We start from the raw sequence: 12,693 nt of genomic DNA on the forward strand, positions 1-12,693 counted from the left end.
AACCATGGGATTGAGCACACACGTTCTGGACACCATGCACGGCTGCCCCGCTGCGGGCATGCAAGTGGCGCTGTACACCACGCAAGGCGATCAGGTCACCTTGGTCAAAAGCTTCACCCTCAACCACGACGGTCGCAACCCCGACGGCATGCTGTACGACCACGCCAGCCTGCGCAAAGGCACCTATCGCCTGGTCTTCAATGTGAGCGACTACTTCAAAGCCAAAGGCGTGGAGCTGCCTGAGCCCAACTTTTTGAACAAAGTGAGCCTGGACTTTGGCGTGGCCCACGAAGACCAGCATTACCACGTGCCGCTGCTGGCCAGCCCCTGGAGCTACTCGACCTACCGCGGCTCCTGAAACCATCGGGATCTGACCCCAATTCATTCAATTGGGGTCAGATCCCGATTAATCCGCTGAAAAAGTCGGTCACCAAGGCCCCGGTTCTTTAAAATCGGGGCCTTACCGTTTATTTACCCCCTCCCCGCACCATGACCCAAGTCACCAACACCGTGCGCTTTGTGCTCGACGGCCAGATCGTCGAAGCCCAGGGCGAACGCCGCACCACCACTGTTCTGGATTATTTGCGCGAGCAAATGCACCGCACCGGCACCAAAGAGGGCTGCGCCGAAGGCGATTGCGGCGCTTGCGTGGTCATGGTGGGTGAGCTCAACGCCGCAGGCACGGGCGTCGACTATGTGGCCACCAACGCCTGCATCCAGCTGCTGCCTTCGCTGGACGGCAAATCGGTCAAGACCGTCGAGAGCCTGAAAAAGGCCGATGGCTCGCTGCACCCGGTGCAGGCAGAAATGGTCAAGTGCCACGGCTCGCAGTGCGGCTTTTGCACCCCGGGCATTGTGATGAGCCTGGTGAACCTGGTTCAGGTGCTGCCCATGCCCAACCGCCAGCAGATCACCGATTCGCTCAGCGGTAACCTGTGCCGCTGCACCGGCTACAAGCCGATCATCGAGTCCGCCACCAAGGCCTGCGCCAAGCCTGAAGGTCTGAAGATCGATGACAGCGCCGATGTGCCTTTGCTCAAAGAAATCAAACGCGCCAGCGTGCCGACCCTGAGCCTGGACGGCGACATCATCGTGCAGCCCGTGGTGCGCACCAAGAAGGGCAACGAATTCGTCTCGCCCGCCACCATTGCCGAAGTGGCCGACTACCTGGTCAAGAACCCTACCACCACCTTGCTGGCTGGCAGCACCGAAATCGGTTTGCAAGTGAACAAGCAGTTCGCGCGTCCCGACCACATCATGTACCTGGGCAATGTGGCTGAGCTGCGTCAGGTCAAAGAGACCGACAAGGCTTGGCGCATTGGCGCGGCCGTGTCGCTGACCCAGGTTGAAGGGCTGATCGCCAAGGCTTACCCCGACTTTGCCGAAGTGCTGCGCCGCTTTGGCTCGCCCCCCATCCGCTCAACCGCCACGCTGGCGGGCAACATCGCCAACGGCTCGCCGATTGGCGACTCCATGCCTTGCTTGCTGGCGCTGGGTGCCAGCCTGGTGCTGCGCCGTGGCGAGAAGACCCGCAACGTGTTGCTGGACAACTTCTACACCGGCATGAAGAAAAACGTGCTCGAGGCGGGTGAGTTCATCGAAGCCGTCGACTTGCCCAAACCTGTGGCGGGCCAAGTGTTCCGCGCCCACAAGGTGAGCAAGCGTTTTGAGCAAGACATTTCGGCCACTTGCGCGGCCATCAGCTACACGCTCCAAGGCGGCAAGTTGAGCGGCGTGAAGCTGGCCTACAACGGCCTGAGCCCGTTCCCAGCGCGTGCGCCCAAGCTGGAAGCCGTGCTCGAAGGCAAAACACCTGCTGATGTGAAGGCCGCCGATCTGGATGCCGCCATTGCTGCGAGCTTCACCGCCCGCGACGGCCTGCGTGCCACATGGGCTTACCGCGCTTTGGTGGCCCGTAACCTGGCCCTCGAGTTCATTGAAGAAAAAACGAAAGAGGTGGCTTGAATGAACGCGCCAACCGCACACAAAAACCTGTTGCCCGCATCGGGCGTTCAGCAAGGCACCGACGTGGTCCATGAATCCGCTCACCTGCACGTGACCGGCACCGCCACCTACATCGACGACATCCCCGAGCACGCGGGCACTTTGTACGCCGCACTCATCTTGTCGCCCGTGGCGCACGGCGAGTTGATCGGCGACGGCATTGACCGCGACGCCATCCTCAAGGAGCACGGCGTGGTCGCGGTTTACACCGCCAAAGACATTCCCGGCGAAAACAACTGCGGCCCCATCGTCCACGATGACCCGTTTCTCGCCGCTGGCAAGGTCGAGTTCATCGGCCAAGCCGTGGCTGTGGTCGTGGCGCGCAACATGCTGTACGCCCGCGAAGCCGCCCACAAAGCCAAGGTGCTGGTGAAAGAACTCAAGCCCATCTTGACGGTGGAAGAGGCCATGGCAGCGAACAGCTTCATCATGCCGCCCAAAGGCATCACGCGTGGTGATGCGGCATCGGCTATTGCCAATGCGCCCCACAAAATCAAAGGCACGACCCGCACCGGCCAGCAAGAGCAGTTTTATCTGGAAGGCCAGATCACCTACGCAGTGCCCAAGGAAGACGGCCAGCTCACGCTGTACGTATCGACCCAGCACCCCGATGGCAACCAGCGCGAAGCCGCGCACGCCCTGAACCTGCACACCAACGATGTGGAGGTGATTTGCCGCCGCATGGGTGGCGGCTTTGGTGGCAAAGAAGGCAACGCCAGCATCTTCAGCCAGAGCGCCGCTTTGGCCGCGCACAAGTTGGGCAAGCCCGTCAAGCTGCGCGTGAACCGCGACGACGACATGACCATCACCGGCAAGCGCCACGATTTCCGCATCGATTACGAAGTGGGCTTTGACGACAACGGCCGCGTTTTGGGTGCCGACATCACGCTCATGTCGCGCTGCGGTTACAGCACCGACTACTCGGGCCCGGTGAACGACCGCGCTTGCCTGCACATCGACAACAGCTACCACATCCCTGCTTTGAAACTGGTGAGCCACCGCTGCAAAACCAACACGCAAAGCGCCACCGCTTTCCGGGGTTTTGGCGGCCCACAAGGCATGTTCGGCATCGAGACGGTGATGGACGAAATTGCGATGACTTTGGGCAAAGATCCCTTGGAAGTGCGCAAGCTCAACCTCTACAAAGACCCTGCCATCAGCGGCACGCCCGACACCATGACCACCCAATACAACCAGCTCATTGAAGACTGGGTGGGTGACAAGGTGATCGATCAGGTCGAGCAGGAATCCAAATACGCCGAGCGCCGCGCAGCGGTGCAAGCCTTCAACGCCAAGAGCAAAACCCGCAAGCGCGGTTTGTCGCTCGTGCCTCTGAAGTTCGGCATCAGCTTCACGGCCACCCACTTGAACCAAGGCGGCGCGCTGCTGGTGGTCTACATGGACGGCTCGGTGAGCTGCAACCACGGCGGTACCGAAATGGGCCAAGGCCTGAACACCAAGATGGCACAGGTGTGTGCCGATGGTTTGGGTATCAGCGTGGACCATGTGCGCATCACCGCCACTGACTCGCAAAAAGTGCCGAACGCTTCGGCCACGTCCGCATCGAGCGGTGCCGACATCAACGGCGCGGCCATCATGAACGCCACCATGCAAATGCGTGAGCGCTTGAAGCCCGTGGCCGCCCGCATGTTGGGTTGCGCTGAAGGCGATGTGACGTTTGCCAACAACGAAGTGCATGGCGGCGGCAAAGCCGTCAAGTGGGCTGACGTGACCAAGCAAGCGTGGCTCGACCGCGTGGGCTTGAGCGTGACTGGCTTCTACATGACGCCTGAAATCAAATACGACTTCACCACCCTGAACGGCCGCGCTTTCTATTACTACTGCTACGGCGCTGCCGTGAGCGAAGTGGAGATCGACACCCGCACCGGCGAGTGGTGGCTCAAGGCCGTGGACATCGTGCACGACGTGGGCCGCAGCATCAACCCCGCATTGGACAAAGGCCAGATCGAAGGCGCGTATGTGCAAGGCATGGGCTGGCTCACCATGGAAGAGTGCATCTGGGACAAGAAGGGCAAGCTGCTCACGCACGGCCCCAGCACCTACAAGATCCCGGTGGCAGGCGACATTCCTGAACACTTCAATGTGTCCTTGTTCGACAACGCCAACCTGAAGCCCACACCGTTCAACAGCAAGGCCACGGGCGAGCCGCCCTTGATGTTGGGCCTGTCTGCCTTCTTCGCCTTGCGCGATGCGGTGGCGGCCAGCGCCGACCACAAAGCCGTGGTCTACATGGACGCGCCTGCAACGCCTGAGCGCATCTTGATGGCGTGCGAAAAAGCCAAGGCCACTGCAGGCCTTTGAGGCGCTTTGCAGGATGCCTGAAGCGTTTTCGGGCATCCTGCAGCCATCATCAAATAAGTTCAGGAGTGGGCCCATGTCAGACGATCCAAGGTGCTGTGGCACCGGCACATGCATCATCAACGACGAAGGCCTTTGCTGGTGTGGTCAGCAGTGGGACGGCGAGAAAATGTGTTTTGCACCAGCACCTGCAAACAAGCAAAACGTGCCGGCCCATGTGCAAGACCCTTCAGATGACCCGGCCTGATCCCTCAAAAGCCCCTGCCTTTGCTCCACGTTCCAAAGGCGGTTTGGTGGTTTCTCCATGGGGCATTGGGGTACAGCCATGAGACCGTTGGCGATCCTGTTTGACCTGGATGGCACGCTGGTAGACAGTGAACGCATCGGACTGGATGTTTTGTACGACAAAGCGCGGGCTTGGGGCTTGCCATGGTCGCGAGAAGCGGCTCATCAGCGGTTCAGGGGGGTCCCCATGCCGCACTGTGTGGCAGAAATTGCACGGCATGCGTCTGCGGACGGGCCCGTTTTGGATGAGGTGCTTTTTCTGAAAGACTTGCGTTTGGCGATGGCGGCGCAATTTCGTTTACAGCTCACTGAAATTCCGGGTGCCAAGGCTTTGCTGAAAAGCTTGCCCATGCCCTTCGCCGTAGCCACCAATGGCCCCCGTGAAAAGGCCGAACTCACGCTGAGCTTGACCGGGATGCGTGATTTGTTGGGGGATCGGATTTTTTGTGCCCCCGATGTGGGCAGCTACAAACCCGAGCCGGGCTTGTTCCACCACGCAGCACAGGCCTTGGGGTGTCCGTCAGCGCATTGTGCTGTGGTGGAAGACAGTTTGCCTGGGTTGCTGGCGGGCTTGGCGGCAGGCATGCAGGTGTTCAGTTTGCATCCGCCACAAGGCTTGCCCACCGAGGTGGCGCGTCAGGTGGTGTTCATTGAGGGGTTGGCCGATTTGCTAGATCGGCTCGTGAGCGCAAAGGCTGACTGAGCCTTTTCAGTCTTGCCCTTCGGTCAAGGTGTCCAGCTGAAACTTGCCGCTTTTGTGCCAAAGCCAGGTGTCGGTGTAGGTCACCTGACTCAGGTGCTTCGGTACCGGATAAGGGGCTGCGGATTTGACCATGCGCTCAATCTCGGCCATGACCTGCGGCACATGTTTGGGGGCGCGCATCCAGTTGACGGATTTCACCGCCCCTTTGTGGTCAATGTCTACATTCAAGACGCCAACCGCTTCCAGCAACGGGGGCATGCGGCCTTTGTAAATGCGTTGGGCATTCATGCCATACAAATGGCCTGCAGCGTCTTTTCGGTATTCTTTGCTGCTGCGAGCGAGTGAGGTAGCACCTGTGGGCGTGCTGACGACCTCAGGCACTTTGGCCACAGGAGGCGGCGGCGTGACAGGCTTGACAGCGGGCGGTGGCGTGCTGCATCCGCTCAAAAAACCCAATCCAATCGCTCCCCAACACAGCAAGGTGTTGGTGATCACATGCTGAAACTGCTGCAAATGTTTGTTCATGGCAAGCCCTTGTCCTTGGCATACTCTGCGGTGGCCACGATTGTGGCACCGACAAAGCCCCTTGGGCAATCAAGCGACAGATAAAACCTTTGAATGGACCGCCAACGTGAATTGGATTGATCAAGCAATGCTGCGCTTGAAAGCAGAAAACGCGGTCATCGTGACTGTGGTGTCGACACAAGGCTCGGTGCCCAGGGGGCCTGGTACGCGCATGGTCGTTTTTGCACACGGCGAGTGCGGCACCATCGGGGGAGGGCATCTGGAGTTTCAGGCCATCGCCCATGCCCACCAGTGGCTGGCAGGCCAGACCCGAGAAGCCACGCTGCGCCATGTGCTGGGCCCCAGTTTGGGGCAGTGCTGCGGCGGCGCCGTCGAACTGGCCTTTGAGCCCGCGACCGCAGCCGACTTGCCGCGCCTGCGTGAGTTGTGGGTGCCGGTCCGCACGCCCTTGGCGCTGTTTGGCGGTGGTCATGTGGGCAAAGCCTTGGTCAAGACCTTGGCGCCTTTGCCGTTTGCTGTGCGCTGGATTGACAGCCGCGACGAGATCTTTCCGTCCGATGTGCCCGAGGTTGTGGAATGCGAACACTCCAACCCGGTGCAAGCCGCTGTGGCCGATCTGCTGCCCGGAAGCCGGGTGCTGATCATGAGCTTCAGCCATGCCGAAGACTTGGACATCGTCATCGCCTGCCTGAAGCGCCAGCGTGAGCGGGGCGATTTGCCTTTTGTGGGCTTGATCGGCAGCAAGACCAAATGGGCCACCTTCAGGCACCGTCTGGAAGACCGGGGTTTTACGGCCAAAGACATCGCCCACATCACTTGCCCGATTGGCGTGCCGGGCATCACCGGCAAAGAACCCGAAGTCATTGCCGTAGCCGTGGCGGCACAACTCTTGCAAACGCTTTGAGGGGTGATTCTGGTTTTTCCCTAGGCGCGGGCTTGGGATGGGGCTGGATTCAGGCGCATAAACTGTATACACTTCGGTGCACTGGTCGCAGCGGCGCAAGAACAAACCCCGGTTTGTCCATGTTCGCGACCGAATGACCGCTCACAGGGCCCGCGGTGGTGAGCTGGTTGGAGAATCCTTCATGGAAACGTATCTGCTGGAATGGGCCAATCTCTTGCTGCGCTGGGTGCACGTCATCACCGCCATCGCCTGGATTGGTTCCTCGTTTTACTTTGTCTTCCTCGACAACAACCTGCAAAAACCCAACTCGCCTGACTTGCTGGAAAAAGGCGTGGGCGGTGCGATGTGGGCGGTGCACGGCGGCGGTTTTTACAACCCGCAAAAGTACATGGTGGCCCCCAAAATCATCCACACCAAACTGCACTGGTTTTATTGGGAAAGCTATTCCACCTGGTTGAGCGGCTTTGCGCTCTTCACCGTGCTTTACCTCTGGAATGCCGGGACGTTTTTGATCGACAAATCGCTGATGGACTGGTCGCCCGTCATGGCCGGGTCTGCGGCCTTGGGCTTTTTGGTGGCTTTCTGGTTTGTCTACGACACCGTGTGCCGACTGTTTGGCTTTCGCAAAAATGGCGAGCTGATCGTGGCCGGGCTGATGATCGTGGTCATCTCGTTTGCGGCTTGGCTGTCGTGCCAGTTGTTCGCCGGGCGTGCGGCCTTTTTGCTGGTGGGCGCGATGATCGCCACATCCATGAGCGCCAACGTGTTCTTCTGGATCATCCCCGGCCAGCGCAAAGTCGTGGCCGCCATGACCAGCGGCGAGGCCTATGACGCCAACGCCCTGGCCATCCATGGCAAGCGCGGCAAGCAGCGCAGCGTGCACAACACCTATTTCACGCTGCCTGTCATCTTCGCGATGCTGAGCAACCACTACAGCTTTTTGTACACGCACGAGCACCGCTGGATCTTGTTGTTCGTGATGATGTTTGCAGGTGCCCTGATCCGCCAGTTCTTTGTGCAGCGCCACGGCTACCATTTGGGCCGCGCTGCCAACCCTTGGCCGTTTGCGGCGGTGGGTGTGGTGTTGATTCTGGGTGTGATCATCGCGCTCAGGCCCGCTGCTCCCGTGGCGTCGGCGGCGCCCGCAGTCTCGGTCAGCTTTGCACAGGTGCAAACCGTGCTGGCACAACGCTGCTACCAGTGCCACGGTGAGCAGGTGCAAATGAAAAATGTGCGCTTGAACAGTCCCGATCTGGTCAAGCAACACGCGCAAAACGTGTACCAGCAAGTGGTGGTGACCCAACAAATGCCCATGAACAACGCCACCGGCATCACCGCCGAAGAGCGCGCCTTGATCGGGCGTTGGTTTCAGTCGGGCGCCAAGATCGATTGACCGCGAATTCGGTCGGCTGAAGTCACAAAGTCATAGGTATAGTCTATCGATAGTTTTAATAAAACAAAATGAGAAACTAATAATTAAAAGCTATCATTGCGGGCAATTATTTCAAAAAGCCCGATATGAACTTATTACTCTTGTCCCCCGATTCTTGGCCACGCTTGCTCACTCGGCATGCGCGCAGCCGTCCGCAAGTCTTGTTGGGATTGCTGATTTCACTGGCAGGACTGTGCGTGCTGTTTGCACAAGGTCAAGTTTGGGTGGTATCGGCCCTGCAAAGCGACTATGTGCGTTGGGCTCTGTGGGGTGGTGCCGCTGGATTTTTGGCCACGACAGTGGGGGCATTGCCCGCCTTGTTCTTGAGCGCACTGAACCAAAAATACGAAGATGCCATGCTGGGTTTGGCTGCTGGCATGATGCTTTCGTCGGCTGCTTTTTCGCTGCTTCTGCCGGGTATTCATGCAGGCACACAAATGAGTGGCAATGCCTTGTTTGGGGTCATATTGGTGGTGTTGGGTATGGCAATGGGCGTGCTGCTGATGTTGGGGCTTGACGCATTTACTCCCCACGAACACGACAAGACAGGCCCTTGTGGCCCGGGATTCGAACGGTGCGAACGTGTTTGGCTGTTTGTGATGGCCATTGCCATCCACAATTTGCCAGAAGGCATGGCCGTGGGCGTGGGCTTTGCGCAAGGCGATATGTCGGTGGGCTTGCCTTTAGCCACGGCCATTGCCTTGCAAGACATTCCTGAAGGCTTGGCTGTGGCCATGACATTGCGAGCCATTGGCATTCCAGTCTGGAAAGCGGTTGGCATTGCCGCTCTGGGTGGCTTGCTTGAGCCTTTGGGCGCGATGATAGGGGTGAGTTTGGTTGGGACCTCGGCCATGGCTTATCCCGTGGGCTTGGGTTTAGCTGCGGGCGCCATGTTGTTTGTGGTGTCGCACGAAGTCATTCCGGAAACTCACCGAAATGGTCATCAAACCACAGCAACATTGGGCCTCATGGCAGGCTTTGCCTTGATGATGGTGTTGGACACCAGTTTGGGTTAATACAGTTTTATTTTTTTAAAGGACGCATCATGAAAATCGATATTGGCATTTCCGAACAAAACCGTCAGGCTATTGCAGACGGCTTGAGTCACTTGCTGGCCGATACCTACACCTTGTACATGACCACACACAACTTCCACTGGAACGTTGCGGGCCCCATGTTCAACAGCTTGCATGTCATGTTCATGCAGCAATACACCGAGCTGTGGAATGCGGTCGACCCCATTGCCGAGCGCATCCGCTCGTTGGGTCATCCAGCACCCGGCTCTTATGCGCAGTTTGTCAAACTCAGCTCCTTGCCCGATGCACCGGCCCAGCCTCCTAAAGCGATGGAGATGGTTGCCATCTTGGCCCAAGGACACGAAGCCGTGGCACGCACAGCACGGGGTTTGTACGAGGTCGTGGGCCAGGCCAACGATGAACCCTCCGCCGACTTGTTGACCCAGCGCATTGGTGTGCATGAGCAAGCTGCGTGGATGCTGCGCAGCATGCTGGAAGAGTAAGCGATGCCTTGCCTGGGCTTTTGATACCTAACGGAAGTCTTGTGCTCAAGGGCCGTGCAAACTTGGAAGTCAACTCGCCCAGCGTCTGAAAATGGTGCACTGTACAGAGGCCTTCAATCATGGTCTCTGTACAGACAACCCAATTGCTTGGACCTTAGCCCAACAATGCATTGAGGAAAATGCGCGGCATTTTCAACAAGCTGGGTCGGTGCTGAAACGCCACCAACAGCTTGCCAAGAATGGCCCCCTTGCGGTTGGTGATGAACCAAGGTGGACGCGGCAGCAAAGTGAACGACAAGCTCAGCAAGTTGCGTGGGAATGGACGAAATGGTGCCTCGACCACGGCGCGTTGAGGTTTGTCAAACAACAGGGTGTTGTGGACCACGCCCATGCCGCTTTGCACATCGGCCAGCGTGTGTCCAGGGAAGGCCCTCCAAGGCGACTGGGCAGACAAAAAGCCCAAGCCCGTCCATGCATTGATGGCGATGGTGCCGTAATGCAGATTGGCCAGAATTTCCTCAAAGCGCTGACGGCCGATTTGGGCGATGGTGGCCGGGTGGATCACGATGTTGGCACCCAAGGTGCCATACAGCTGTTCGTTGGCGAAGGCGATGGCCTGCACCAGATAAGCCTCGGCATCGGCACCACTGATTTCGACCAAGTTGAGTGCAGGCGCAAACACCTCGGTGGACCGGGCCCGGGCATTGCCGATGTCCAGTATCGACATCACCATGTCTTGCGAGCCGGGACGACGGATGGTTTTGAAGGTCGGGTTGTTGGTGCAGAACTCCGCCAGGCGCTCTTTGGCTCCGGGGTAGTAAAGGCCGCGTGGTGGTGCATGGCTCACCACACTTTCAAGAGCGCCCAGAAACGCCGTTTTCTGCGCCCAGTCTTTGGGCATCACCAGCACCTGACAAGCTACACAATTAAAGCCGGAGTTGTGCAGCTTTTGCGTGGCCACTTGCTCGGCCTGGAACTGGATGTCTGCCGCCGACCAAGGGCCGGGCACCACGATGGTGGGGCACACCGCGCCCAGCTCCGAGGTGATCTGTCGGGTGTTGATCGGGGTGTTGGAGGCCTTGTTGGTCTGGCCTTGTGCGCCGGGGCCCCACACGATGGCGTCGTGCGACGCACCCGCGCCCGTGATGTGTAAGGTTTCCACCAAGGGGTGATTGCACAGGTATTGCCCCACATCGGTGCCGCCGCGCACGATGCGCACAAAACCCCGGTTGATCAACGGCTTGAGTGCGGCCTCCAGAAACTCGATCAGGTAGTCGTTGACCGGGTTCATCTTCAGCATGGCCACTTCGTTTTCGGCAAACAGCTTGTGGAACACATCCAGCGGCGCGATGGCTGCGATGTTGCCAGCGCCCAGCACCAGTGCCAACTTGCCGGTCTTGTGCTGCGGGCTGGCCGGGTCATAAATGGCGGCCGTGTGCTCGGCCAGGTTGGCGCGGTTCACGCCCGGCTGCATCCACACGTCCAGTTTGACGCCGCTCAGCAGCAAGTGGTCCCACAGCGAATGCGGCAGCACACGTGCGGCCAGTTGGCCATTGGGCAACTCGCGCACAGGCAGATCGTCAAGGTGGTGTTTGCCTTGCACCTTGGACAAGGTGGCCATCATCTGGTTGCAATAACCCATGACGGTGTAGGGCCCTGACAACCATTCCTCACCTTCGATGGGTGAGCCTTTGGGGATGCCTTTTTGACGCGATGCCGTCTCCGCCCAGGCCTGCGCCACAGGCAGCAAGGCGTCTTTGATCTCGTTCAAGATGGCGATGCGCTCAGCCACCGAGGTCTGCACCCAGCGGTTGCGGTGCTCGGCCAGGGTTTGCAGGTCTTGGTCGATGCTGGATTGGCAATCGGTGAGGGTGGGCAATTGAAGCATGGGTTTCTTCGTGTTGTTGGTGTTGAAAGATGAGGGCATTCAGATCAAGTGGTTCAGGCGCAGAACAGAATCGGCGATGTCTTTGCCACAGTACTCTTCAATGAAGTGGCCGACTTGCGCGTGGCGATGCATGTGTGGAACCGATTGCGGCAAAGCGGTGGTCCACTGCTGGATCACCGATGCTTTGCCGCATGCATCCCAATCGCCGAAATGCCCTGCCACGCCAATGGCTTGTGGCCCTGTGCCCCAGATTGCAGGCAGTTTTTCCTGAATGTTCTTGTAAAACGCGTGGTTGTCTTGCGGGCCATGGCGCGCATCGAGGTAGCTGTATCCATGACCCCAAAACGGGGTTTGCCTGACAAACCGTTTGGAGCTCAAGGCATTGGGTTTGCTGCGGAAAGATTGCGACCACACGTATTCAGGTTCACCTTTTGAAATCCGGCGCGTGGCATGTCGCCACATCCACCGCGCTACCCCCAGCACGAAGGTGGGCCATGCTTGTGGGCTGCCGTGGGAGACCACATAAGCTGCCAGTCCGCCCCAAAGAAAGTTGGGCACGATGCGGGGTGTGATGCACCAGGGAAGCAAGCGGAACGGGAAATTTTGGTAGGTGTAGCCATCGTCAGGCATGGGAAACACGGTGCTGTTCATCACCACCAAATTGCGCACGCGCCAGGCCTCTTCGATGAAGGTACCCACACCGATGGGGCCGCCCCAGTCATGGATGGCCAAGGTGACTTGCTGCAAGTCCAGGTGCCGTACCAGTTGCAACAGGTTGGCAGCATGGTGCATCTCCACCATCTCAAAGTCTGCATCGTCCGAGAGACCAAATCCGATGTGGTCCATCGCCACAATCCGGATGCAGTGGTCGGATGAACGCAGGTGTTCAATGACGTGGCGGTAGGTGTAAGACGATTCCGGGTTGCCGTGAACGAACACCACCGTGGCCTGCGGCGTGCCGGGGCGGTTCTGAAAGTCCAGATAGAAAAGCGACTTGCCTTTGTCGAATCCCTGCTGAATTTCAAACCAGTTCGGTGTGCTGCCGTGGCAGTATTCGGCCGGAAACAGGTTGATGCTTTTTCTCATGCGGTCATCGGTGTGGTCCTGCAGCGTC

11 protein-coding genes are annotated in these 12,693 nt (G+C 58.8%); 8 read left to right on the plus strand and 3 right to left on the minus strand.

What is annotated here, in order from left to right; all coding sequences use genetic code 11:
* Positions 1-4: 4 nt before the first annotated feature.
* The 4 genes from uraH (at position 5) to ACZ5VE_RS03070 (ending at position 5,311) form a co-directional block, all read left to right on the plus strand.
* Entirely contained in the window at positions 5-358 is a 354-nt protein-coding gene (uraH, locus tag ACZ5VE_RS03055; protein WP_464456604.1) for a hydroxyisourate hydrolase, read from the plus strand.
* Positions 359-489: 131 nt separating this feature from the next.
* Entirely contained in the window at positions 490-1,965 is a 1,476-nt protein-coding gene (gene xdhA / locus ACZ5VE_RS03060) for a xanthine dehydrogenase small subunit (protein ID WP_464456605.1), read from the plus strand.
* Positions 1,966-4,326, plus strand: coding sequence for a xanthine dehydrogenase molybdopterin binding subunit (xdhB, locus tag ACZ5VE_RS03065; protein WP_464456606.1), 2,361 nt, complete (start codon positions 1,966-1,968; stop codon positions 4,324-4,326).
* Positions 4,327-4,648: 322 nt separating this feature from the next.
* Positions 4,649-5,311, plus strand: a complete 663-nt coding sequence (locus ACZ5VE_RS03070) for an HAD family hydrolase (RefSeq protein ID WP_464456607.1) — start codon at positions 4,649-4,651, stop codon at positions 5,309-5,311.
* Between the two features lie 6 nt (positions 5,312-5,317).
* Here the strand turns inward: ACZ5VE_RS03070 and ACZ5VE_RS03075 are convergent, their stop codons facing one another.
* The gene (locus ACZ5VE_RS03075) at positions 5,318-5,836 is read right to left on the minus strand and encodes a hypothetical protein (RefSeq protein WP_464456608.1); all 519 of its coding nucleotides are present in this window, start codon (positions 5,834-5,836) and stop codon (positions 5,318-5,320) included.
* A gap of 127 nt (positions 5,837-5,963) precedes the next feature.
* Here ACZ5VE_RS03075 and xdhC point away from each other — a divergent pair, with 127 nt between their 5' ends.
* The 4 genes from xdhC (at position 5,964) to ACZ5VE_RS03095 (ending at position 9,691) form a co-directional block, all read left to right on the plus strand.
* Positions 5,964-6,740 carry a xanthine dehydrogenase accessory protein XdhC gene (gene xdhC / locus ACZ5VE_RS03080; RefSeq protein ID WP_464456609.1) on the plus strand — a complete coding sequence of 259 codons (777 nt, stop codon included), beginning with the start codon at positions 5,964-5,966 and terminating at the stop codon, positions 6,738-6,740.
* A gap of 181 nt (positions 6,741-6,921) precedes the next feature.
* Positions 6,922-8,133: a urate hydroxylase PuuD gene (locus ACZ5VE_RS03085; RefSeq protein ID WP_464456610.1), complete on the plus strand. Its 1,212-nt coding sequence runs from the start codon at positions 6,922-6,924 to the stop codon at positions 8,131-8,133.
* Between the two features lie 125 nt (positions 8,134-8,258).
* A complete protein-coding gene (locus tag ACZ5VE_RS03090) occupies positions 8,259-9,188 on the plus strand; it encodes a ZIP family metal transporter (protein ID WP_464456611.1) in 930 nt (309 codons plus the stop codon).
* Positions 9,189-9,217: 29 nt separating this feature from the next.
* Positions 9,218-9,691, plus strand: a complete 474-nt coding sequence (locus tag ACZ5VE_RS03095; protein ID WP_464456612.1) for a Dps family protein — start codon at positions 9,218-9,220, stop codon at positions 9,689-9,691.
* A gap of 154 nt (positions 9,692-9,845) precedes the next feature.
* Here the strand turns inward: ACZ5VE_RS03095 and ACZ5VE_RS03100 are convergent, their stop codons facing one another.
* Entirely contained in the window at positions 9,846-11,579 is a 1,734-nt protein-coding gene (locus tag ACZ5VE_RS03100) for an aldehyde dehydrogenase family protein (RefSeq protein WP_464456613.1), read from the minus strand.
* A gap of 39 nt (positions 11,580-11,618) precedes the next feature.
* Positions 11,619-12,665, minus strand: a complete 1,047-nt coding sequence (locus ACZ5VE_RS03105) for an alpha/beta fold hydrolase (protein ID WP_464456614.1) — start codon at positions 12,663-12,665, stop codon at positions 11,619-11,621.
* Positions 12,666-12,693 lie beyond the last annotated feature (28 nt).

Source organism: Limnohabitans sp. INBF003 (genome assembly GCF_055396645.1).